Source organism: Ruegeria intermedia, assembly GCF_900129345.1.
GTDB classification, from domain to species: Bacteria; Pseudomonadota; Alphaproteobacteria; order Rhodobacterales; family Rhodobacteraceae; genus Ruegeria; species Ruegeria intermedia.
The window spans coordinates 1-22,793 of the sequence record NZ_FQVK01000019.1; the positions used below are offsets into that span (position 1 = coordinate 1).

Sequence of the window (22,793 nt, forward strand, 5' to 3'; positions counted from 1 at the left end):
GTTAATTGGAGACTACGCAGCGTCGGGCCTGCTAACCACCAAAGGGGGTCAAAATTGGATGCCGATACAGGGTCAGTTTTGAATGCCGATTGACATGCTGACTTCAGACAATCAAGCGGAGAGTGCGATGCGACTCGGCGGCATTCGTTGACACGGGCTCGGAGCGCGAAAGGCCTCCCGTTCGGGGGCTCTTAAGCGGTTGTATCTTGTTGGGAAGTTTGGTTGCGGGGAGAGGATTTGAACCTCTGACCTTCAGGTTATGAGTCGTGTCAAACGAAACACGATGAAGCGCGACGAATCGCGCTTTCTTTCGCATATCTTGCCAATTGCGAGATAGGCCCACAAGCACAAACTGCGCGCGGATTGTCAGGATTGCGCAGCGGTTTTTCCCCTCGTGCTTCCACCATGCTTCCACTGGGTCGCGGAATGATTTTCCGGTAGCACGTCCATCATCCGTCCATCCGCGACCAGAAGCCGGTCTTCTTGCCATGCTCGGCCTTCAGGCGCGCGGCATAGGCAGGGTGCGGCTCGACCAGTCCGAAGTCCTCGATCCGTCCGGCCAGGTCGGCACAGGTTGCCAAGTGCTGGGCAGCATAGCCATAGCGCTTCTGCCTCCCCTCGGTCAGCGTGAAATCGATCATCGCCCTCAGCGCCACCGTCGCGGCCAGCGGATGCTTCTCGGCCAATGTCTCGGCCGCCGGGGCGAGGAATTCGTAGTGATCGCCGTCGACCTCGTCCTGCCTGTCGACCAGCAGGCGCGCGGCGTGTCCAAGCGATGGCCAGTTCAGAAAGAAGGCCAGGGCGGTCAGCAGGTCGGGATGGGCAGCGGCATGCGCCATCGCGCGCTCCTCGGCCTCGATGTCTTCGAAGTCCGGTAGCCGCTTTAGATAGGCCCGCAGGTGCTCTCCCGACAGGTCGCGCTCGAAACATGCCCAGCGGAACGCCTGCGCCTCATCCTTCCGGTCAAGCGCCTCCAGTACAGCCAACCGGGCGTCCTGCCACTCGGGCGGGATCCAGCGCGCATTGTCCACTTCCGCCCGCTCGATGAAGCCAAGCGCGTCCCCTGCCCTGCCAGCCGCCAGCAGGCGCTGCGCGATCTCGGCCGCGATCTTCGGCACCTTGCGGGTCTTCGGGTCATATTGCGCTATGAAGCCATCCACATCGCCCTGCACGTCGGCGATGTCCTTCAGCGCCATTTCGACCGTGCTCTGCCGCGCGCGTTCCTCCATCTCGTGGTCATAGCGCGTGCCGCCGCTGCCCCAGCCGACGGCTTGCCACTCACTCTTTGGCGGCACCGGCACCGGCGTTCGGCCGAGGTCTTCGACCAGCGCCTTCAGATGAGCGACGCCGTCGGGGCCCAGCGCCGGGGCGATGATCGCGATCAAACCGTCATACTGACCAAAGCCGTTGTCCTGCAGCGCATCGAGAACCTGCCGGGCCAGTGCCTCGGGCGCGGCATCAGCCGCCTTGGCCACCTCGCCCAGATCGGCGCAGGCCTGGTGGAAGATGTCGATGACCGTGCCGCTGCTGTCGTCGCACCGTTCGAACACGGGCGTGGCCAGTCCCATGAACCGCCACAGGAGCGCCAGCGCCTCACCAGGATCATGCGGGGCAATCTGTTCCATTATCGCGCTGCGCTGAGTCTGAAGATCCTTCACCAGCGGCTTGCGGTTCTGCCAGTTCACGAAGGTCCGCGCCTTTGCAATGCTGGTCAGCCGCTTGGTGATCTCCCGCGCCGCCTCCCTCGGTCCCTCAGCTCCGGCGAGCGCCAGCCGCAGCTTGCGCTTGGCAGCGGCATCGCCTGTGCTGATCTCGATCAGCAGCTGCGCCAGACGCTCAGTGCCGAGCGCCTCCAGGTTCTTTGCATTGAGGGTGGATTTCGACGCCATGTGGATTCCGTTTCTTTTCGTGGACCTTAGCAGCGCGACTGGGCGACCGGAACCTGCGTTCTGATTCGCGGCGACCAGAGTTTTCGCCCACGGCTGCGATTCACGCCCTGCGTGAGACTACGCTGATTTTCCTTTTTACACGCAATATCAATGTGTTCGTTGACTATCCATGCGCATTGCACACTGTGGAAGCCAGACAACCCGGAAGCCGATCTCCCATGCCCAGACTCACAAAGCGCATCATCGACGCCGCCGAGACCCAAGCCGCCGAATACTTCGTCTGGGACAGCGACATCCCCGGCTTCGGACTTCGGGTGCTGCCAAGCGGGCGGAAAGGCTATGTCGTGCAATACCGCGCCGGACGCCGATCCCGGAGGATCAGCCTCGGGCCCAGCACCGTGCTGACCTGCGAGCAGGCGCGCAACCGCGCCATCGCCATCATCGCCGCCGCGCGCAATGGCGAGGACCCCGCCGCCGCCCGCGACGCGGGACGCAAGGCTATCACGGTGAAGGAACTGGCGGAGAGGTTCGACCGGGAACACATCTCGGTGCGCCTGAAGGCCAGCACGGCGAAGGAATACCGGCGCAACCTGCGGCGCTTCATCCTGCCCGCGCTTGGGCAGCTTACGGTCACCGGAATCACCCGCGCGGACGTCGCGAAATTCCATCACGACCTGCGCCACATCCCCTATCAGGCGAACCGTTGTCTCGAGGTGATCTCGAAGATGTTCAGCCTCGCCGAGATGTGGGGCCTGCGTCCGGACGGCACCAATCCGCGAAAGCACATCCGGAAGTACCCAGAGGAGAAGCGCGAACGCTTCCTCAGCGCCGCCGAACTGCGCCGGATCGGCGAGGTGCTGCGCGAAATGGAAGCGGAAGGGGTGGAACTGCCCTCGGCCATCCTCGCCGCGCGCCTGCTGATCCTGACCGGATGCCGCCTGAACGAGATCATGACGCTGAAATGGTCATACGTCGATCTGGCCGAGCGCGTCTTGCGCCTGCCGGACTCCAAATCCGGCGCCAAGGTCGTCCATTTGGGCCAACCTGCTGTCGATCTGCTCCGCGACGCCCAGCGCATCGACGGGAACGCATGGGTCATCTTCGGCACCCTGCCGGGCAAACGCCTGAGCGATCTGCAGCCATTCTGGCAGCGCGTCCGCGCGCGCGCCGGCGTCAAGGACGTCCGCATCCACGACCTGCGCCACACCTTCGCGTCCACGGCCGTCGCATCGGGTCAGGGCCTGCCGATGATCGGCAAGCTCCTTGGCCACACGCAGGTTCAGACGACGGCTCGCTACGCGCACCTCGCTGCCGAGCCGGTGCGGATGGCTGCCGATGCAGTGGCGCAGAACCTCAGGCAATCCTTGGGATAATTGCTTGGCCTCCTAAGATCGAATGAACCCTCGCCAGCCGGCCCTGTTCATGGCAACATCGGTTTTCAGCGAGGGTCGGGAAGGAGTTTGAACGTGCACATAGTCGCTTTCGGCCCAAAGCGGCCGATCAGCCCTCCCGATTGCTGTGCCAATGACGCGCCAAAGTAGACACGTCAATAGTGGAGCGACCAAAACCGGTATGCGTCACCAGCCGGTAAACTCGGCAGGTGCCGTCTCGTCGATACGACCCGCCTCCAAGTCCAGAATGACATCATCCAGCAGGGATAAAGCCTGCCCGATGTCATGGTCTGTAATGGTCAGGGGTGGGGTCAGTTCGAGCACGTTGGAGGAAGGGCCGACGCAATAGACCACAAGGCCTCGCTCGTGAGCGCGGAACATTAGGCCAGCGGTGGCAGCGGCGTCACTGAGCAGTGTTGTTTCCGCACCCCGTATTTCAACACCGATCGCGAGGCCGCGCCCGCGTATCGCACGGATGCAAGGATGGCGCAGCGCAAGATCATTCAGACCTGCCATCAGGGTTTCGCCCTTGCGAGCGGCTTCTTCGGGTAGGGACTCGGCGACGATGGTGTCCAGCACCGCGAGACCCGCCGCGGCGCAGACCGGGTTGCCGTGCAATGTCTGCATCGCAAAGGAGGTTGCGCAATCCATCACCCATTGCGGCCCGATCACAGCAGAAAGCGGCAATCCTCCGCCCAACCCCTTGCCTAGAACAAGAATATCGGGCCGGAAGCCCTCATGCTCGAAGGCGTGCATGCGACCCGTGCGCCCCAGCCCAACCTTCACCTCGTCGCAGATCGTCAGGATGCCATGCTGGCGGCACAACGCATCCAGCCCGGCCAGAAAGCCCGTCGGCGGAACGACAAGCCCGCCATCCGACAGGATCGGCTCGAAGATGCAGGCCGCGATTGTGTCTGGCCCGGCCTCGGCCAGATTGCGTTCCAGCAGGGCAAGGATACCGCCGGCGTCGGGGCCATGGGGATCGGCGCCAGGATAGGGTAGCTGGATCAGGCCCGCCGCCTTGTCAGAGGCCAGCGTCGGATGGCCCGAAACCGCCATCGTGCCGAGGGTGCAGCCGTGATAGGCACCAGCAAAGCCAATAATCCCTTGCCGCCCGGTGGCACGGCGCACGGCGCGAATAGCCGTTTCATTGGCATCTGACCCGGAATGACCAAGCCAGACCCTTTGCGGCTGTTCCGATGGAAACAGCGCGATGAGTCGTTCCGCCAGCGCGGTGGCCTGGGAATTTGCCGCAGACAGGACCGAGGCCCCTGCCGGATCGGCAACGGCGGCGCTGACCGCTGCCACCAGCGCGGGGTGGCCATAGCCAAGGCTCGCCGCGCCCCAGGTCGCCGACAGGTCGATCAACGCGCGCCCGTCATCTGCGCGCAGCACCGCGCCCTTGCCGCCAACCACCGCCTGGGGAAAGAACCGCAGCTTCTGCAATCCCGCGACCGAGACCGCATCGCGGGCGTAAAGGCCGCTCATCTTCCGGCTTCCATCGACAGCCGTAGGCATCGCTCCAGCCGCACGGCCCATTCGGCAACGCCCTGCGCGTTGGAAATCAGGTCGTGCCGCACCTCGATCAGCAAGCCCGGCAGTCCACGAGCGTCACCATGCACCGGCACGGTATAGTCGTCATGGTCGATCCGGTATGGCTCGTTGTCGCCGATCACCAGCCCCTCTTCCTGTGCAAGCGCGCGCATCATCCGGCCGGCAAATTCAGTCGCTCCGGCATAGAGGATTCCCGCATGCCAAGGCCGCGCTACCCCCTTATAGACCGGCGTATAGCTGTGGATGCCGACGACAAAGGTCTGTTTGCTTGCGGCAGTGCGCAGGTCAAGTCGGCGGCTGATGGCAGAGTGAAACGGGTGGAAGAAGGTCTTCAGTCTCTCAGCCCGTTCGCTGGCACCAAGGTCGCGATTCCCCGGAATGGCGGTGGTTTCGCTGGTTTCCGGTATCAGTGACGGGTTGTCGAGCGGGCGGTTGCAATCCACCACCAGCCGCGAATAGCCAGTGTGAAAAAGCGGCGCGTCGAGCCGTGCCGACAGGTCGCGTGCCAGTGACAGTGCGCCGATGTCCCAGCCGATATGGCGCAGCCGTTCCGATTTCGGCAGGCCCAGATGCGCCAGCCGCCGGGGAATGCGCGGCAAGGCATGTTCGCACAACAGGAGCAGATCCGATGCGCCGTCCGGGTTGATGACGCCATAGGGTGGCGGCTCATCAAGATCCAGCATGGGTGCGGGGGCTGTCGAGGCTCGGTTCAGCATCAGTAGACCCCGGCATAGCGGCGGCAAAGTGCTGCGTCATCCAGTCCGTCGACGATCTCCAGTTCTTTCAGGCGCATCCCCTTCCAGCAATCAAGAAACGTGGGCGACATCCATCCGCAAACCACCGTGTCGGCCTCCAGAGCGGCCAGTGCCTCGTGCAGGCTGGTCGGAAGGCGACGGATGCCAAGGCGGGCGCGTTCATCGGCCGACATCTCTTCCGGGTCGCCCTTCACGATCGGCGGAGTGCTCAGGCCGGCCTTCAAGCCCTCGATCCCGGCGCGGATCAGCATGGCCAGCGCCAGATGCGGGCTGGCGGTGGCATCAGCGGCGCGGAACTCCATATTGAAGGCGCGCGAAGGGTCATGCCCTGGCCGTTCCGAGGTCGGGCAGATTCGCAGGGTCGCCTCGCGGTCCTTTTCACCCAGCGTGTTCCATGAGGCCGACCAATGGTGCGGCTTCAGGCGCTGATATGAGACGGCACTTGGCGCTGCGAGTGCCGTCAGCGCCGCCATGTGGCGCACGATCCCGGCGGCAAAGGCTCCGGCCTGCGCCGACAGCCGCCCCGGCCGTGCGGCATCGAACGTGACCGGATTGCCTTGCAGGTCGGTCAGCGACAGATGGATATGAACGCCGTTGCCCACGCCGTTCGGGTCGGTCTTGGGGCAGAAGCTGGCCCGCCAGCCCATCGTGGCAGCCAGTTCCCGGGTGACTTCGCGGATCGTCACGGCGCGGTCCGCAGCCTGAACTGCACCAGCGGGACCGCAGACGATTTCGAACTGGTCGCGGCCATACTCGGGCAGGAAACATTCCGGCGCGCAGCCCGCTGCGCCAAGTGCTGCCATAAGCATCGGCCCGAACGGATCGGCCCGCCGCTGAGCGGACAGCGCGAAGGACGGTGCCAGGGGCCAGCTGGCACCCAGTATTTGAAACTCCTGCTCAAAGGCCGCGACCACGCGCAGGCCCAGCGCCTCCAGATCGGCCACCGCCGCCTTAAGCATGGAACGAACACAGCCTTCCCACGGGGTGCCGTCAAGATTGGTGATGTTTGAATGGTAGAAGTGCAGCGGGGTCCGCCCGCCCAAGCCCTCGATACGCACCCCTGCCTCGGGATCAGGCATCAGCCGCAGATCGCCCGAGGATCCAAAGGGGTTGGGACTGGCAATCTCATCGAACGGGGTCAGCGACAGGTTTGCCGGCACCCATCCCACACCCTTGGACAATGCATCCGGCAGGTTGGCGGCAGCGACCGACCGGCCCCGGGTGATGGCGGCGATGTCGGTGGTGACAAAGGTCACCAGTTCTTCGGCTTTGATCATGATCCCCTCATGCACCAAGGGCCGCAAGGCGGGCCAGAACGGTTTCGGTATCGGTGATCCAGCAGTAGCCACCATAGGCGCGCAAGGCAGCCTCATGCCGTTCGGGCGTGTAGGTGGCGCAGGCATCCCTGACCACCGTCACCAGATAGCCCCGGTCTGCCGCATCACGCACAGCCATGTCAACGCACTGGTCGGTAACGATCCCGGCGATGACCAGAAAGCGGGTATTCAGGTTGCGCAGCACATAATCGGCGTTGGTCGAATTGAAGAGACCCGACGATGTTTTCGGCAGCACCGGCTCGTTTTCTGTCGGCGTCAGGGGTGCGATGATGGCGCCCTCGGGTGCGCCCCTCGGCACATGCATGTTCGACAGCTTGTGATCGAGCGAGCGGTCCCGGCCGTCGGCGGTCAGGCTTTCGATGATGGTGTGGCAGACGTTTTCCCCCGCCTTGCGGAAGGCATTCAGGATCTTCACCTGATTGGGGATGACCACTTCATGCACGCACTGCATGAAATAGCTGTCGGCGGGCATCGGATGGGTCGGGTCCATCATCGGCTCAACCCAGATGCGCTGCATGTCCACCAGCAGAAAGGTGCAGGCGCCCTTGGCGTAGGCGCTGTCCCGGCGGATGGTGTGGCCGCCATATTCGATGGAAATCAGGTCGCTCATCTCACTCTCCGGCTTGGTCCGCCTGGCGCGGCATTTTCATGGGGTTATCGACAGGTTGGTCGTCGGTGATGCCTGACAGACTGCGCAGCGCCTCGATCTCGGCGATGCGCGCGCGAGAGGTGGCCGACAGCCGCATGGTGACGGCGGCAATCAGCGCCTCGACCTGCGCAAGGGCGGGAACCATGGTGTCAAAGGGTGAGAGCCCTTCAACCGGGGCGGCCAGCACAACTTTTGCATGGGTCGCCAAGGGCGAGGCCCAGGGGTCGGTGAAGAGGATCACCTGCGCACCGCGCTCGGCCGCGGCGGTGACAAACTGGATCGTGTCGACCTGGTAGCGACGATAGTCAAAGGCAATTATCAGGTCACGCCGCCCGATGTCGATCAGCGAATCAACCCTGTCTGGCCCATTGCCGTTGACCATCTGACAATCGCCGCGCAGTTGGCGCAGGTGCTGCCACAGCATCCCCGCCAGATAGCCTGAGAACCGCCCGCCGATGAAATGCAGCCGCAGGGCAGGGTCAGTGACCAGCCGTGCGGCGGTGTCAAAATCTGCCGCCGGCACCATGCCCGAGGTCGCTTGCAGCATGACGACATAGGACCGGATCACTTCCCGATAGATCTGTTCCTGGGGCACCGCGGCGGCTTTGCCTGCGTCGATCATGGCAAGCGGAGAGTTCATCCGCGCCTGGACCTCTGACAGCAAAGCTTTCTGGAAATGGGGAAATCCGTCAAAACCAAGTCGCGAAACGAAACGCACAACCGTCGGCCCGGACACCCCGGCCAGCGCCGCCAGCTGCGCCACAGTATTCAGGCCTGCCGCCGGATAGTCCGCAAGCAAGGCTCGGGCAACCTTCAGCTCTGACGGGGTCAACTGAACGCTGCCATCGGTCAAGCGGTCGCGGATCGCCATAGTTTCTTCCCTTGCACGGTCGCACCCTTTGTTGCTCACTATGTAACATACGATACAAACGTCAATCGTTTTGATGTTTATGGAATGATATTGACATGATGACCATGGGTGCACCATACTTTGTGCAGCACCGGGCTGTCGCCGTGTTTGGGAGGGATGATGCCGCGAATTGGGATACAGGCTGTCAAGGGCACGATCACGCTGGCCCTGCCGCTGATCGCGCTTGCCTTCGTTGCCGAGTTTTTCTTGCCGGCGGCGTTGGCGCGGCTGGCAACCCTGTATTTGATTTATGTGACCGCCGTGGTCGGCATGCAGATCTACAGCGGCAATTCCGGGATCATCTCGTTCGGTCACGCCGGTTTCATGGCAGTAGGAGCCTACGGCGCGTCGCTGCTCACCATCCAGCCTGCAGTGATGTCCACAAGCCTGCCCGATTTGCCGGTATGGCTGGCCGGAATTGCCGGGGGGCAGCCGCTGCTGGTGGGTATGTTGGGTGCCCTGCTGGTTGTCGGCGTTGTCGCAGCCCTTTTCGGCCTGCCTCTTTCGAGGCTGGGTGGAGCAGCGGCTTCAATCGCCACCTTGGGATTTCTGGTCATCATCCATGTCACGCTGGTTGCGTCGGCCGACATAACCCGCGGCACCCAGACCTTCTTCGGCGTCCCGCGCGGTGTATCGACCCTTACCGCGCTTCCGGTGGCGCTGATCGCGGTGGCGGTCGCACGGATCTATCGTGACACCAGAGGCGGACTATCCCTGCGCGCCGCGCGTGAGGACGAGATCGCCGCGCGGGCCAGCGGGGTGAACGTGGTGCGCCAGCGGTTCCTGGCTTGGGTGCTGGGCGGCCTGGTTTCCGGCGCGGCGGGTGTGCTTCTGGCGCATTTCCTTGGCGCCTTCTCGCCCAAGGATTTCCATTTCAACCTGACCTTCCTTCTGATGGCTATGCTGATCCTTGGCGGCATTTCCACGGTATCGGGGGCGGTTGGAGGCACGGCCTTGATCGTGGTGATGGTGGATCTACTGCGCCGTCTGGAAGGTGGGGCCGAAGTCTTTGGCCTTCAACTGCCCCAGGTCTTCGGGCTGACCGACATCGGTGTCGGCCTCGTCATCCTTGCCGTGATGTATCGCCTGCGTGACGGCTTGTTTGGCCTTCGCGAAGTGGATGAGCGTCTGTTCCCGGAACCTGTCGTCAAAGCAACGCCTCCCGCGCAATCGGGTGCCTCCGATAACGTTTCGCTGGCTATCGAAGGCGTCGGGTGCCGCTTTGCCGGGCTTGTTGCGCTGGATGATGTCAGCTTCGCCGTGCGCCCCGGTCTTGTTACCGGGCTGATCGGCCCGAACGGTGCGGGCAAATCCACACTCATCAATGCGATCTCTGGCGTCGTCCCCCCTAGTTCCGGCCGTGTGCTGCTGAACGGCACCGATACCGCGCTTGTGCCGGTGCATGAGGTTCCCACGCGCGGTCTGGGCCGCACCTTCCAGAACATCCGCCTGTTCCGCAACCTTACGGTCTTGGAAAATGTCATCGTCGCCGCCGATGCCGTTGCTGGCCCGGGTGAGGACAGCCGCGCCGCGGCCATGGCGGCGCTGGCTGTCGTGGGCATGCAGGATCTAGCCAGCCGGCCCGCCACCTCTTTGCCCTATGGCGCGCAACGTCGGCTGGAAATCGCGCGCGCCCTTGCCCTGCGCCCATCGTTCCTGCTTCTGGACGAGCCCGCCGCCGGCATGAACCCGGCCGAGACCGATGCGCTGATCTCTGTGTTGCGCCAGATCCAAGCTGCTCATCGGATTGGGCTTCTGGTGGTTGAGCATGACCTGAAACTGATCATGCGGCTTTGCGACCGCATCGTCGTGCTCAACAAGGGCCAGATGATCGCCGAAGGAACGCCGGAGGAGATCCGCGCCAATCCCGCGGTGATCGAAGCCTACATCGGCAAGCGCCGTGCTGCCGCATGACTCTTACGCCCACCAACAGAGGAAGACCGAACATGAAAAAGAACAAACTCTTGCTGATCTCTGGCGCCTTCGCGCTGCTGGCATCGGTGCCGGCGATGGCCGAGGATCTGGTCATCGGCCTTGCGACCGCGCAGACCGGCGGCCTTGCCCCCTATGACCAGCCGAACCTTGCCGGCCTGCAAATGAAGATCGACGAGATCAATGCCGCAGGCGGCATTGCCGGGAAGTTTCCGATCAAGACCATCATCAAGGACACCCGGTCGGACTCGGCCCAGACCGCACTTGTGGCGCAAGAACTGGTGGATGCCGGAGCGCAACTCATCATCACGCCTTGCGACGCCGACCCGTCGATCGCGGCCGGCATGATCACCCAAGGTGCCGGCATCCCGGCGATTTCCTTCTGCGCCACCACGCCGACGCTGCCGCTAGCGGTGGGCGACTTCATGTTCTCGAACTATCCCGCCGACAACGTGCAGGCCGCGATGCTGGCCGCCCATGCCATCGAAAGCGGCTACAAGACCGCCTATATCCTGACCTCGCCTGACAGCGCCTATACCCTGAAACTGCCGCAGTATTTCGGCGAGGCATTCACCGCCAAGGGCGGCACCGTGCTGGGCGAGGGCACCTTTTCGATGGGTCAGCAGGATTTCAGCGCCGAGGTGACCAAGATCGCCGCAATGGACCCCAAGCCTGATGTCATCATGACCTCGGCCTATGAGCCCGATTTCCCCGCCTTTGTCCGCCAGCTGCGCGGCGCGGGCGTCATGACGCCGATCCTTGGATCAGACGGGATCGACAGCCCGACAACCTTCGGGCTGGGCGATCTGGTCGAGGGCGTCGTGTTCTCGACCGCAGGCCACGCCACCGCCGGCAGCCCGCTGGAAGCGTTCAATGCCAAGTGGACGGAAAAGACTGGTGCGGCCCCGGATACCATCTACATCGCCAACGGCTATGACCTAGGTAATATCATCGAGGCCGCCGTCACCGCCGCCGACAGCGTCGATCCGGCCGCCATCCGCGACGGCATCGCCAATCTTGAAAACCTTCAGGGTGTGACAGGGCCAATCACCTACAAAGGCACCATCGGCATGCCGCTGCGCTCGGTTTCTCTGGTGCGGATCAAGGCGGGCGATCGGGAACTGGTCGCTCAGGGTCAGCCCGATCCGGCTGACATCCCGGCCCCCTGAGCCTGTTCATCGCACGGCCCGGGCTCAGCCCGGGCCATTTCCAAACCCGTCAGCCCCGCAGGATGCCCATGACAACTTCGGATGAAATCCTTCTGTCGATCGAAGGCCTGACTGTCAGCTATGGCGCGGTCGAGGCGGTGCGCGGCATCGACCTGACGGTGAAACGGGGCGAGATCGTCACCCTTCTGGGCGCCAACGGGGCGGGCAAAAGCTCGACCCTGAACGCGCTGGTGGGGCTTGCGCCGCGCAAGGCAAGACGGATGCTGTTCGACGGCACCGACCTTCTGGCCTTACCGCCCGAAACCATTGTCCGGCGCGGAATGACTCTGGTTCCCGAAGGTCGCCGGGTGTTTTCCTCGCTGACGGTGGACGAAAACCTGATGCTGGGTGGCGCCAAGCATGCCGCCCGCGGCAACCCTGCTGCAGTGAAGACCAACATGCTGGAGCTTTTTCCCATTCTGGCCGAACGGCTGCACCAGAAGGCGGGCTCCCTTTCGGGGGGTGAACAGCAGATGCTGGCCATCGCGCGTGCACTTATGTCCTCACCGGATCTCTTGCTTCTGGACGAACCCTCGCTTGGCCTTGCACCGCAGGTCGTTGACCGAATCTTTGATCTGATCGGCAATCTGCGCGATCGTGGGCTGACCATCCTTCTGGTCGAACAGAACGTGGTGCAATCGCTCGAAATCGCAGATCGCGGCTATGTGCTGGCCAATGGCCGGGTTGAGCTGCAGGGCAGCGCAGCCGACCTGCGTGCTTCCCCGGAAATCCAAGACGCCTACCTCGGCGCATAAGGCCACGGACATGAGCATGGACATCTTCTTGCAGCAACTTCTCAACGCCCTCAGCCTCGGTGGGACTTACGCGCTTCTGGCGCTCGGGCTGGCGGTGGTGTTCTCGATCATCGGCCTGATCAACTTCGCGCATGGCGAGTTGATGACAGTCACCGGCTATGCGATCTGCTTCGCGCTGATCTGGGGCTTGCCTTTCCCCTTGGCCGTTATTGCCGGACTGGTGGTCGCTATAGCTGCGGCCCTCTTGATGGAGCGCATCGCCTTTCGCCCGGTGCGAGGGGCATCCGGCACAACCCTGCTGCTGACCAGCTTTGCCGTCAGCGCCATCCTGCGCGTTCTGTTCCAGAACATCATATCGGCCCGCCCGATCCCGGTTTCCATTCCCTCTTCGATGTCAGGCGTTGTGACCATCGGACCGCTGCATCTGGGCATGATCCAGCTGATCTCGATCGTCGTGACACTGGTCATGCTTCTCGGGCTTAACCTGTTTCTGCACCGCACGATGGCGGGCAGGGCAATGCGCGCCGCTTCAGAGGATTTCGCGGTGCTGCGCCTGATGGGGATACGCGCCAATTTCGTCGTGGCCACCGCCTTTGCGATCTCGGGCCTCCTCGCAGGGGTGGCGGGCCTTCTCTGGGTGGCGCAGCGCGGCAGCGTCGATCCGCTGATGGGGGCGCTGCCGGTACTGAAAGCCTTCATCGCCGCGATCATCGGCGGGCTGGGCAGCCTGTCAGGAGCGGTTGCCGGAGGCTTCCTTCTGGGGTTCATCGAGGTGATACTGCAAGCTTACCTGCCCGACAGCCTGCTGCCTTACCGCGATGCCTTCGCCATCCTTCTTGTGATCGCGGTCCTGCTGTTCCGACCTCAGGGCCTCCTGGCGCGCAAGACGCTGGTCAAGCTTTAATCAGCCTATCACCTTGTCCAAAGGAACGCCCATGAACGTCCAGACCCGTGCGCGGAACACGGTGCCCTTCGTCAGCGTCGAGAACATGATGAACCTTGTTCGCGACATCGGAGTGGAACGGTTCCTGACCGAACTGTCGCTCTTCATCGCCGAGGACTTTCGGCGCTGGCCGTTGTTTGACAAGACCCCCCGCGTCGCTGCGCATTCCCGCGACGGGGTGATCGAGCTGATGCCGACCTCTGACGGCATAGCCTATGGGTTCAAATATGTGAACGGTCATCCGAAGAATACCAAGATTGGGCTACAGACCGTCACCGCCTTCGGCGTCCTGTCCGATGTGGCGACCGGCTATCCCGTACTGATGACGGAAATGACCATCCTGACAGCGCTTCGCACTGCCTCTACCTCGGCGTTGGTGGCGCAATATCTGAAGTCTACTGGGGCGACGGTGATGGCGCTGATCGGCAACGGCGCCCAGTCGGAGTTCCAGGCGTTGGCCTTCAAAGCGATCTGCGGGATCGACGAGGTCCGGCTTTACGACATCGACCCCTCGGCTACTCGGCGTTGTGCGGCAAACCTTGCGGGCCGTGGCCTGAAGGTGACCGCCTGCAACAGTGCGCCAGAGGCTGTCCTAGGGGCGGACATCATCACCACGGTCACAGCGGACAAGACCAATGCCATGATCCTGACCGATAACATGGTTGGCGAGGGCGTGCATATCAACGCGGTGGGCGGCGACTGTCCGGGCAAGACCGAGCTGCACCGCGATATCCTCACCCGGGCGCGCATCTTTGTCGAATACTCCCCGCAGACCCGGATCGAGGGTGAGATCCAGCAGCTTCCTGCCGATCATCCGGTCACCGAGTTCTGGCAGGTGGTGAACGGCACTGCCAAGGGGCGGACCTCGGACAAGGAGATTACCCTGTTTGACAGCGTCGGGTTCGCCACAGAGGATTTCAGCGCACTTCGCTATGTGCAGGAATTGCTGCAGGATCACCCGCGATGCGAAGATCTTGATCTGTTGGCCGACCCGGACGACCCGCGCGATCTGTTCGGAATGCTTCTGCGCGCAGGAGTTGCCTGACCGCACCACCAATCGGCACGTTCAGCCTTCGAGTGTCCGCTCTATCTCCCTCACGAAAACCTATTGCCTTGTGGTCAAGGACCGCTTGCCGCACAGATCGACGGAAACCCTCAACCGCCGTTCGCTTGCCAAACCAAACAGTTCGACCGTCTCGCGCTGGCCGCTTCGCTTATCCACAGTTACATTTTCTTCACCCTCTTGCTCCGAATCGAGCGCCCGTGCAGGTTGTGCGAGTGGGGAGAGCAGTCCTCAACCAAAAGCAAAACAGGTCTATCGGAAAAGCAGTTTCGGCGGCTGAAGGCGCGACAGCGTCTCTTATGTCGTTGTGTCCGGTCACTTACCCCGCGCCGTCGTGGCGCGGGCTGCAGGCGGTTTGAGCACAGATCATCCTCGGTTCATTTGAGGATGTTGTAGACATGGCTTTACCCGCCCGCGTTTATCTGACCCTTCACGAAACCTCAGCGCGCTGGGGGTGCAACATCGCAGATATCGCGGGGTGGGCCGATGCAGGCAGGTTCCGAATCCTGACCGGCATTACCGCAGTCCGCTGTGGCGACGAGGTCATCGCAGGCAAGGTTACCTTGTCGCCAATGGAGTTGATGCCGCTTTTCCGGCGTGAGAACGGCGGTGAGAAATTAGGCCACGGAAGCGGCGGCATGGAGCTGCTGCGGGCGGCGTAAAAGTCGTCCACCCTTTCCCTTTCTGCGACAGCAGGGAGGGCGCGAGGATTTTCAGCGTGGAACTATATCTCAGGGTTCGCCAGGCCTGCGCGGCAGGCATGAGCCAGCGTCAGGCGGCGAAGGCCTTCAACATCTCCCGTGATACGGTTGCGAAGATGATGACGTTCTCGGTGCCACCGGGCTACCGGCGGACGGCCGAGGTCAGGCGGCCGAAGCTTGATCCCTTTATCCCGATCATTGAGGGCTGGCTTGAGGCGGATCGCTCCATGCCGCGGAAGCAGCGGCACACCGCGAAGCGGGTGTTCGACCGGCTGCGTGACGAATGCGGGTTCACCGGCGGCTACACGATCATCAAGGACTACATTCGGGAGCGGGAACGGCGGGGCCAGGAAGTGTTCGTGCCGCTGGCGCATCCCCCGGGCCATGCGCAGGCTGACTTCGGCGAGGCGATGGTCAGGATCGGCGGTGTCGAGCAGAAGGCCCACTTCCTTGTTCTGGATCTGCCGCACAGCGACGCCTGTTACGTCCGCGCCTGTCCGGCGGCTGTGGCCGAGGCCTGGGTGGACGGCCATATCCACGCCTTTGCCTTCTTTGGGGCGGTCCCCCAGTCGATTGTCCATGACAACGACCGGTGCCTGGTGGCGAAGATCCTGCCCGATGGCACCCGCAAGCGGGCCGCCCTGTTCAGCGGGTTTCTATCCCATTACCTGATCCGGGATCGCTATGGCCGCCCCGGCAAAGGCAACGACAAGGGGAATGTCGAGGGCCTGGTGGGCTATTGCCGCCGCAACTTCATGGTGCCGCTCCCCGAGTTCGCGACCTGGGAGGCGTTCAACCTCTGGCTGGAGGAGCAATGCCGCAAGCGCCAGCAGGATGTCCTGCGCGGTGAGGGCGAAACGATCGGCGAGCGGCTGCAGCGCGATCTGGCAGAGATGCGATCCTTGCCTGCTTCACCCTTTGACGCCTGCGATCAGGACACCGGCCGCGTCTCGTCGCAATCGCTCGTGCGCTACAAGACCAATGACTACTCGGTGCCGGTCGCCTTTGCCCATCAGGATGTCTGGATCCGGGCTTATGTCCATGACGTGGTGATTGGCTGTCGGGGCGAAGTCATTGCCCGCCATCCCCGGTGCTGGGATCGCGATGAACTCATCTTCAACCCGATCGGTCGTGTCTCGGAAGTGGTAGAAATTGGATGGCGGCGTAATCTCCGGGTGAACTGACACCCACCCAGCCGGCGGCTGCAACCGCCAGGGAGATCACGCCATGAAGCAGATTACCGACAGCTCGTCCTTTTCGCTACTGCCCGACGCAGGCGGGTATGATCCGATCGAGGACCGCCTGCGGGCGAATGTCCGGGCCACCATTGAGGCCATGTTCGAAGAGGAACTGGCCGACTTTCTTGGTCGGCTTCGTTACGGCCGCGGCAACGAGCGGGCCAAGGGCTACCGCCACGGGCATCGCGATCGGCAGCTGACCGGCACATTCGGCACTGAGACGGTGCGGGTTCCTCGTGCCCGGATCGAGAACGAAGCCGGCAAGATCACCGAATGGCGCTCGAAGGCACTGCCCCGCTACAGGCGGCTGACAAAGAAGGCCGAGGCCCTGATCGCGGCGGTCTACCTGGCCGGCACCAACACGCGCCGGGTCAAGCGGGCGCTGTTCGGACTGTTCGAGGGGGCGGTGAGCAAGGACGTGGTCAGCCGGGCCTGGCGCAAGGTGAAGGTCGATTGGGACGCCTGGTCCACCCGCGACCTGGCCGAGGAGGATATCGTGCGGCTCATCCTCGACGGCACCGTCATAAAGACCCGGCTGGACCGCAAGGCCACCAACATCTCGGTGCTGGCGGCGATCGGTGTTCGGCGCGACGGACAAAAGGTGCTCCTCTCAATCAGGAACATGGGCGGCGAAAGCACGGCTGCCTGGAGCCAATTCCTCGCCGATCTGGACGCGCGGGGCCTGAGGCGGCCCGAGTTCGTGATCGTTGACGGCGCCCCCGGCCTTGAAGCTGCGCTTGTGGCACTCTGGGGCGAGGAACTGGCCATTCAGCGCTGCACGGTTCACAAGCACCGCAACCTGCTTGGCCACGCGCCCAAGCGCCTGCATGACGAGCTGAGCGAAGATTACCGCGACATGATCTACGCCGACAGCGCCGCCGAGATCGAGACGCGCCGCAAGGCCTTCCTCCGCAAATGGAAGCTGAAGTGCCGGGCCGTGGCCGACAGCCTTGAAGAAGCGGGCGACCGGCTCTTCAGCTTCACCCGCCTCGACCCGTCGCAATGGAAGTCGGCAAGGACCACCAATGCCATCGAGCGTCTGAACGAGGAGTTCCGCCGCCGCATCAAGACCCAGACCGTGCTGCCCTGCGCCGAAACCGTGCCGATGCTGCTCTGGGCGCTGCTGGCTTCCGGTCAGATCCAGATGCGAAAGGTCGATGGCTGGGAAACTCTGTCCCAGCCTCTCGAGCCAATGTCCCTTGACCTCGCGGCCTGACTGGAGCCATCGTTACATGCCCGGAGCCCGCTGCTCGGCAATTTCCACCACATTCGCGACACGACCCCCGATCCACTACCTTTGAAACTCAATGAGTCCAGACCCTAGGGTACGAGCGGCAGGATGGCGGATCGGGTCTCGGCTAAGGCGAACCCCTGGTCGGATCGGGGGGGCTTCGACATCTCCCACCGCCGCTCACCCCACCTTCACGCCCCAGAAGGACGTATGGTCGGCGGCGAAATATCCATCTGCCGCCCGAAAGGTGCCCTGCAGCTCAACAGTGTCGCCTTGGGCGAGTGACGCCATGGTCTGCAGCCAGAGCGCCGTCGCCTCGGAGGTGTGCGCCCCGGATATCTCGCCGAACGATCCTCGGATCTCGGTCGAGCCGTTCAGCACGAGTCGTCCGCGCATCCGCGCCGTGGTGCTGGAATTGACCTTGTAGAGCAGCGTGGCGCCGAAGAGGTAGGTGCCGGCAACCGGTGCGACGAAGCGATTGTTGCCGGCATCGAATGCGCCCTGATCGTTATAGTCGGTGTTGTTGATGCCGATCTTCGTCCAGGTGTCGACAGCGACATAATTGTCGTAGTTCGTATACGCCTTGAAGCGCGGCAGCCGAGGCTGATCGACGATCCCGCTCGTGTTGTCGACAATGAAACCGTCGAAGAAGGTGCTGCCATCGGTCGAGACAGCGAGGCGAAAGCCGTCTGAGCCAAAAAGACCGAGTAGCGCCTTGGTCGTGAAACCTGTCTGCAGCGAGAGGCCGAGGTCGTCACCGGCCGCCTCCTTGTTCATCGTGTAGAACAGATTGCCGGTGCCGCCCTCGGCCTTGGGTCTAGCCGTCCAAAGCGCGGCGTTCAGCTTGGCCGAGAACGGGTTCGACGCATCCGCGGTCGTGCCGAGCCCCAGCAGCGCCATGTTCTGCAGCGCGTCCGGGGTCGTGCCGACCCAACCGGCGCCATCGTGGACAAGCAACAAACCTTCGTCCTCGACCCAAGCCCGCCAGCCGATCCGCGGCGGAAGCCGCAGCCACGCGCCGTCCGTCCAGAGCGCGACGTTCAGGTCCCAGCCGGCCCAGTCGCCACTCGCACCCGAGGCGACGATGTAGCGGTCGCCGTCGGCGGGGCTTGCGGGCGGCGTGGCCAGGTCGCGGTCGAGGACGGAGAGCTGCACGAGCCCGTCGAGGATCCGCAGCGCCTCGTTGTGGGTGACGTGCTTCTGGGCCTGCGCCGCCAGGATGTAGGGCAGCAGGAGATGGGTCGTGGCGTCGGACATGGGGTCCTCACAAGGTCAGTGTGACGGTCTTGGGCGCGCCCCGCCCGACGAGGGCGGAGAGCTGGTAGATGCGGATGTCGAGGCTATCGCCGGGGCCGAGCGGCGCGCCCCAGTCGGCGGTCTGCTGTGCGGCGGTGTAGACCACGCTGGTGGTTGCGGTGCTCAGCACCCGCTTTACGGTCGTGCCGTCGAGGATCTCGACCTCGTAGGCTTCCATTTCCTCGGCCAGCGGCACCTCGAGCCCGCCCCAGCTGTCGGCCGCGAGTGCGCGGGATCGGCGCGTCCAGCGAATGGTGAGGTCGCCGGGACTGCGCGCCTTGCGCCACGGCTGCTCGACATGGACGACCGAAAACGGCCGCAGCCCGACGCCCTCGGGCGTAAAGGCCTGCGCGACATAGGTCTCGTCGCTGACGGGGCGGCTCGCCGGGCCGATGCGCCAGTTCCACGGGATGCCGAGATCAGCCTCGGCGATGGGCAGCGATGCGAGGCTGTCGTCGAGCACCATGACCCGCGCGCCGGCGGGCGCCGGATTGCCCATTGCACCCTCGGTGCCGCGCTGGCCGCGGAGGAGCCGGGTGAGACGATACCGGCCGGGAGCGATCAGTTCGGCCGCGCCTGCCTGCACGATCTCCCAGACTCCGGGCGCGCTCTCGATGGCCAGCGCGTTGGCGCCGCCGAACAGGGTCAAGTCGGTGACACTTTCGAGCGTGCCGGTCAGCAAGTCGACCACCAGCGCATTGCCGAGATCGAAGCGCGACGTCGGCCCGGCGTAGAAGTCCGAGATCAGCGTGCCGATCCGGGCGCGCGCGCCGAACGTGGTCAGCAGCTCGAAGCCATCGGTCGAGGGGCTGCGGAACACCGCCATCTCACCCGGCCAGGGAACCGCGTGCGCGGCGACCAGCGGTCGATGCGCGGGCTGGTCCTCAGTCAGCTGCGGCAGGTCCATCAGCACCGCATCCGGCGCGCCGAACACCACGGCGCGCGTCAGCGACGCCGCGCGGGGATCGCCGGGCGGCAGATCGTAGGTCGCCCGGTCCTGGCGCACCGCTTCGACGCCACGCGCCTCGGCGTCGGCGATGGAGACGAGCCGCAGATCGATCAGCCTCCCGTCATGCGCGAGCCGGATCGCATCGGCCGGGTCAAGCGCGAGGCGCGAGGGCGGCAGACGAAACGCCGCGGTCTCGCGCCCCACCCACGCCTCCATCAGGGCGCGGCGGCAGCGGCGTTCGGCCTCCTCGGGCGGCACGGCCATCGGGAAGGACTCGGACGCGATGCGCGTCGTGTCCACCGTGATGCGCCGGGCCTCGACGAGGGCCGCGTCGTAATCCTCATCGGCCCGCGCGATCTGCCACTTCAGCGCCTGCGGCAGTTCGGTTTCCTGGCCGCGCGTCAGCTCCAGCACGTCGCCTTCGCGAGCGGCCACGAGATCGTCGGGCGCGAGGGTCGCGACGGAGGCCCGGCCGCGCATGACGAAACGGATCACCCCCTCGGTCTCGACCGCGTCGAAGCCGAAATGCCGCGACAGCGTGGTGATCGAGGCGCGCGGGCTTTCCAGCGCCGTGATGGCGTAGCCCTCGACCGCTCCCCAGAGGCCCGTGACGTCGATGCGACCCTCGGGCAACCCGGCGCGCAGGCAGAGGTGCCGGACTAGCGCGACCAGCGACACCGACCCGAGGCGGCCGGTCAGCCAATGGCCGAGGCGCCAGTTGGGGCCATCGGTCCAGACATCGGTCAGTTCGGGGAAAAACGGATACGGCCGCGCGTCCCAGGTCCAGGCGGCGCATTCAGGGACGTGCACCATCCGACCGCCGTAGACCGACGAAACCGGGTTGTTCGCCGCATCGCCCCAGAACAGGTAGGTCGCCTCGAGATAGGCGCGCTGGATGGCGTCGTCCCGCCAGCCCCGCGAGAAATACGGCGTGAAGCTTTCGGAGGACTTCGGATCGAAGAACACGTTCGGCTGGTTGGTGCCCCGGTCGATGGCGGGGCAGCCGAGTTCGGTGAACCGGATCGGCTTCGACTGCGGGACCCATGCCGTCGGCGTCGCGCTCTCCACCCCGCCCGGGCGGTCGTAATGCTGGTTCGACCACCAGGCGCGCAGATCCTTGTAGCGGAAGACCCACGGCTTTCCCGCTGCACCATCGGTGATCGGCGTTCGCACCTGAGCCGACCGATCGGCGGCGCTGGCGTAGAACCAGTCGAAGCCTTCGCCACCCGCGATGTTCGCCTGCAGATACGCCCGATCGTAGATCGCGGGCCAGCTATCGGCGGCGTCGAGATGGTCGAACCCGTCCCGCCAGTCCGACAGCGGCATGTAGTTGTCGATCCCGACAAAATCGATCTCCGGATCGGCCCAGAGCGGATCGAGGTGAAAGAACACGTCGCCGCTGCCATCGCTCGGCTGGTGCCCGAAATATTCCGACCAGTCGGCAGCGTAGCCAATCTTCGTTCCAGTGCCCAGAATGGACCGGACATCAGCTGCCAGATCCCGATAGGCCTGCACGGCCGGATAGGTGGATACGCCCGAGCGGATGGTGGTGAGCCCCGGCATTTCCGAGCCGATCAGGAAGGCGTCCACACCGCCTGCGGCGGCGCAGAGATGGGCATAGTGCAGCACCATCCGCCGCAGGCCCCAATCGCCCGATGGGCCGGTCCAGACGACCGATTGGCCCGAGACGCTGAAATTCGCTGGCGTCGCCGTACCGAAAAGCGCCGAAACCTGTGCCGCGCCGGCGGCGGTCTTGTCGACCGATCCCACATAACCCGCTGCGGGGGAACAGGTGATCCGCCCCCGCCAGGGGAATGCGGGCTGGCCGGTCTCGGCAGCATTGTCGGAATACGGGTTCGGCAGCGCGTTGCCGGGCGGCACGTCCATCAGGATGAACGGATAGAAAGTCACGCGAAGCCCGCGCGCCTTCATCTCCTGGATCGCCTGCACCACCGCGAAGTCGGACGGCGTCCCACCATAGACCGGGCGGTCCTCGTCGTCGCGGCTGACGAGGAAGGCATTGGCGCGGCTGACGCCATTGACCGACCAGCTGGTGGGCGTGGTCGACTTGGCGGACACCTCGACGCCGGGCCGCACCTTGCAGGATCCCGCACGCAGATCGTCGCCGAACCAGGCCACGACGAGGCTGACGCTTGTCACAGCCGGGGCCATCGCCTGCAGCCGGTCCAGCGCCTCGACCATGTCGGTGGAGTCGGCCAGCGCATTCAGGTTCTCGGGCACCGTCGCGCCGCCATCGGTCTTGCGGATCGCCTGCGTCGCATAGGTGAACTCGCCCGAGGCCGGGATCATGGTGACAGCGCGGGTCAGCCCCTCGGCGGTGTCGGGGTCAGCCAGCGGCCGGAACACCTCGAAGGACAGCTGCGGCAGGCGGTTGCCATAGGTCGAGAGCGCCAGTTCCTCGAAGACCACATAGGCGGTGCCGCGATATGCGGGCGTGCTGGCCGCGCCCATCCTGGCCGCGATGAACGGGTCCGCCGTCTGCGCCTCGTCGCCGGGATACCAGCGCCAGGTGACCCCGGAGAGGTCCATCGGCTTGCCGTCGGCCCAGATGCGGCCGATGCCGGTGATCGGGCCCTCGCACAAGGCCACGGCGAAACTGGCGTAGTAGAGATACTCGGTGGTCTTGACCTTGCCGCCCCCGCCACCCTTGCCGCCGCCCTGCGTGGTGGTCATCGTCTCCTCGCGGAAATCGGTCGCCCAGATGATGTTGCCGCCCATCCGCATGCGCCCATAGAGCCGCGGGATGACCGCGCCCTCGGTGGCCGACGTGATGCGCAGCGTGTCGAGCCGCGCGCCCTCGATGCGCTGCGTCGGCGCCAGCGACGAGATGATCCAGCTGTCGACGACAGAGCCGATGGTGGAGCCGATGAAGCCGCCGATGGTCGCGGCGCTGACGCCGAGGATCGCACCGCCAATCGAACCGCCGATGGCGGCACCGGCAGCGCCGAGAATGAGGGTGGCCATGTCGGGG

Annotated in this window: 16 protein-coding genes and 1 pseudogene; 9 read left to right on the forward strand and 8 right to left on the reverse strand. The window is 64.4% G+C overall.

Going from position 1 to position 22,793, the window contains the following annotated elements; translation table 11 throughout:
• Window positions 1-449: 449 nt before the first annotated feature.
• On the reverse strand, window positions 450-1,889 hold the full coding sequence (locus F3H26_RS13440) for a DUF6880 family protein (RefSeq protein ID WP_188127772.1): 1,440 nt from the start codon (window positions 1,887-1,889) through the stop codon (window positions 450-452).
• A 218-nt stretch (window positions 1,890-2,107) separates the two neighbouring features.
• Between F3H26_RS13440 and F3H26_RS13445 the strand changes: the two genes are divergently transcribed.
• On the forward strand, window positions 2,108-3,262 hold the full coding sequence (locus tag F3H26_RS13445) for a tyrosine-type recombinase/integrase (protein ID WP_149776608.1): 1,155 nt from the start codon (window positions 2,108-2,110) through the stop codon (window positions 3,260-3,262).
• A 204-nt stretch (window positions 3,263-3,466) separates the two neighbouring features.
• Here the strand turns inward: F3H26_RS13445 and F3H26_RS13450 are convergent, their stop codons facing one another.
• Genes F3H26_RS13450 through F3H26_RS13470 form a run of 5 tightly spaced genes read right to left on the reverse strand, consistent with a single transcriptional unit; the run spans window position 3,467 to window position 8,563 of the window.
• Window positions 3,467-4,768: an aspartate aminotransferase family protein gene (locus tag F3H26_RS13450; protein WP_149776551.1), complete on the reverse strand. Its 1,302-nt coding sequence runs from the start codon at window positions 4,766-4,768 to the stop codon at window positions 3,467-3,469.
• Window positions 4,765-5,517 carry an N-formylglutamate amidohydrolase gene (locus tag F3H26_RS13455; protein WP_223162504.1) on the reverse strand — a complete coding sequence of 251 codons (753 nt, stop codon included), beginning with the start codon at window positions 5,515-5,517 and terminating at the stop codon, window positions 4,765-4,767. Before F3H26_RS13455 ends, F3H26_RS13450 begins: the two co-directional genes overlap by 4 nt.
• Before the next feature lie 32 nt (window positions 5,518-5,549).
• Window positions 5,550-6,866, reverse strand: coding sequence for a type I glutamate--ammonia ligase (locus F3H26_RS13460; protein WP_149776553.1), 1,317 nt, complete (start codon window positions 6,864-6,866; stop codon window positions 5,550-5,552).
• 7 nt (window positions 6,867-6,873) lie between these two features.
• The gene (locus F3H26_RS13465) at window positions 6,874-7,536 is read right to left on the reverse strand and encodes a cysteine hydrolase family protein (protein WP_149776554.1); all 663 of its coding nucleotides are present in this window, start codon (window positions 7,534-7,536) and stop codon (window positions 6,874-6,876) included.
• Between the two features lies 1 nt (window position 7,537).
• Window positions 7,538-8,563: a MurR/RpiR family transcriptional regulator gene (locus F3H26_RS13470; RefSeq protein ID WP_223162506.1), complete on the reverse strand. Its 1,026-nt coding sequence runs from the start codon at window positions 8,561-8,563 to the stop codon at window positions 7,538-7,540.
• 42 nt (window positions 8,564-8,605) lie between these two features.
• On the opposite strand from F3H26_RS13470, the gene F3H26_RS13475 reads away from it, so the two are divergent.
• From F3H26_RS13475 to F3H26_RS13510, 8 genes and pseudogenes are all read left to right on the forward strand, one after another.
• A complete protein-coding gene (locus F3H26_RS13475) occupies window positions 8,606-10,399 on the forward strand; it encodes a branched-chain amino acid ABC transporter ATP-binding protein/permease (protein WP_149776555.1) in 1,794 nt (597 codons plus the stop codon).
• Between the two features lie 32 nt (window positions 10,400-10,431).
• Window positions 10,432-11,586, forward strand: a complete 1,155-nt coding sequence (locus F3H26_RS13480) for an ABC transporter substrate-binding protein (protein ID WP_149776556.1) — start codon at window positions 10,432-10,434, stop codon at window positions 11,584-11,586.
• Window positions 11,587-11,654: 68 nt separating this feature from the next.
• Window positions 11,655-12,380 (forward strand): ABC transporter ATP-binding protein, encoded by a 726-nt coding sequence (locus F3H26_RS13485; protein WP_149776557.1) that lies wholly within the window; start codon window positions 11,655-11,657, stop codon window positions 12,378-12,380.
• 10 nt (window positions 12,381-12,390) lie between these two features.
• Window positions 12,391-13,284, forward strand: coding sequence for a branched-chain amino acid ABC transporter permease (locus F3H26_RS13490; RefSeq protein WP_223162507.1), 894 nt, complete (start codon window positions 12,391-12,393; stop codon window positions 13,282-13,284).
• Window positions 13,285-13,315: 31 nt separating this feature from the next.
• On the forward strand, window positions 13,316-14,368 hold the full coding sequence (locus F3H26_RS13495) for an ornithine cyclodeaminase (RefSeq protein ID WP_149776558.1): 1,053 nt from the start codon (window positions 13,316-13,318) through the stop codon (window positions 14,366-14,368).
• A 416-nt stretch (window positions 14,369-14,784) separates the two neighbouring features.
• Window positions 14,785-15,048, forward strand: a complete 264-nt coding sequence (locus F3H26_RS13500; RefSeq protein WP_188127773.1) for a hypothetical protein — start codon at window positions 14,785-14,787, stop codon at window positions 15,046-15,048.
• Between the two features lie 56 nt (window positions 15,049-15,104).
• Window positions 15,105-16,214, forward strand: a pseudogene (istA, locus tag F3H26_RS13505) (IS21 family transposase); the annotation flags it as partial.
• A 100-nt stretch (window positions 16,215-16,314) separates the two neighbouring features.
• The gene (locus F3H26_RS13510) at window positions 16,315-17,541 is read left to right on the forward strand and encodes an IS256 family transposase (protein WP_149776559.1); all 1,227 of its coding nucleotides are present in this window, start codon (window positions 16,315-16,317) and stop codon (window positions 17,539-17,541) included.
• A gap of 195 nt (window positions 17,542-17,736) precedes the next feature.
• Here the strand turns inward: F3H26_RS13510 and F3H26_RS13515 are convergent, their stop codons facing one another.
• The gene (locus F3H26_RS13515; protein WP_149776560.1) at window positions 17,737-18,813 is read right to left on the reverse strand and encodes a DUF2793 domain-containing protein; all 1,077 of its coding nucleotides are present in this window, start codon (window positions 18,811-18,813) and stop codon (window positions 17,737-17,739) included.
• A gap of 7 nt (window positions 18,814-18,820) precedes the next feature.
• Window positions 18,821-22,786 (reverse strand): baseplate multidomain protein megatron, encoded by a 3,966-nt coding sequence (locus F3H26_RS13520; protein WP_149776561.1) that lies wholly within the window; start codon window positions 22,784-22,786, stop codon window positions 18,821-18,823.
• Window positions 22,787-22,793 lie beyond the last annotated feature (7 nt).

What these genes read in the sequence shown, in the direction of transcription:
- F3H26_RS13440 (WP_188127772.1), bottom strand. Translation starts at nt 1,889, where the DNA reads ATGGCGTCGAAATCCACCCTCAATGCAAAGAACCTGGAGGCGCTCGGC.
- F3H26_RS13445 (WP_149776608.1), top strand. Translation starts at nt 2,108, where the DNA reads ATGCCCAGACTCACAAAGCGCATCATCGACGCCGCCGAGACCCAAGCC.
- F3H26_RS13450 (WP_149776551.1), bottom strand. Translation starts at nt 4,768, where the DNA reads ATGAGCGGCCTTTACGCCCGCGATGCGGTCTCGGTCGCGGGATTGCAG.
- F3H26_RS13455 (WP_223162504.1), bottom strand. Translation starts at nt 5,517, where the DNA reads ATGCTGGATCTTGATGAGCCGCCACCCTATGGCGTCATCAACCCGGAC.
- F3H26_RS13460 (WP_149776553.1), bottom strand. Translation starts at nt 6,866, where the DNA reads ATGATCAAAGCCGAAGAACTGGTGACCTTTGTCACCACCGACATCGCC.
- F3H26_RS13465 (WP_149776554.1), bottom strand. Translation starts at nt 7,536, where the DNA reads ATGAGCGACCTGATTTCCATCGAATATGGCGGCCACACCATCCGCCGG.
- F3H26_RS13470 (WP_223162506.1), bottom strand. Translation starts at nt 8,563, where the DNA reads ATGGTGCACCCATGGTCATCATGTCAATATCATTCCATAAACATCAAA.
- F3H26_RS13475 (WP_149776555.1), top strand. Translation starts at nt 8,606, where the DNA reads ATGCCGCGAATTGGGATACAGGCTGTCAAGGGCACGATCACGCTGGCC.
- F3H26_RS13480 (WP_149776556.1), top strand. Translation starts at nt 10,432, where the DNA reads ATGAAAAAGAACAAACTCTTGCTGATCTCTGGCGCCTTCGCGCTGCTG.
- F3H26_RS13485 (WP_149776557.1), top strand. Translation starts at nt 11,655, where the DNA reads ATGACAACTTCGGATGAAATCCTTCTGTCGATCGAAGGCCTGACTGTC.
- F3H26_RS13490 (WP_223162507.1), top strand. Translation starts at nt 12,391, where the DNA reads ATGAGCATGGACATCTTCTTGCAGCAACTTCTCAACGCCCTCAGCCTC.
- F3H26_RS13495 (WP_149776558.1), top strand. Translation starts at nt 13,316, where the DNA reads ATGAACGTCCAGACCCGTGCGCGGAACACGGTGCCCTTCGTCAGCGTC.
- F3H26_RS13500 (WP_188127773.1), top strand. Translation starts at nt 14,785, where the DNA reads ATGGCTTTACCCGCCCGCGTTTATCTGACCCTTCACGAAACCTCAGCG.
- F3H26_RS13510 (WP_149776559.1), top strand. Translation starts at nt 16,315, where the DNA reads ATGAAGCAGATTACCGACAGCTCGTCCTTTTCGCTACTGCCCGACGCA.
- F3H26_RS13515 (WP_149776560.1), bottom strand. Translation starts at nt 18,813, where the DNA reads ATGTCCGACGCCACGACCCATCTCCTGCTGCCCTACATCCTGGCGGCG.
- F3H26_RS13520 (WP_149776561.1), bottom strand. Translation starts at nt 22,786, where the DNA reads ATGGCCACCCTCATTCTCGGCGCTGCCGGTGCCGCCATCGGCGGTTCG.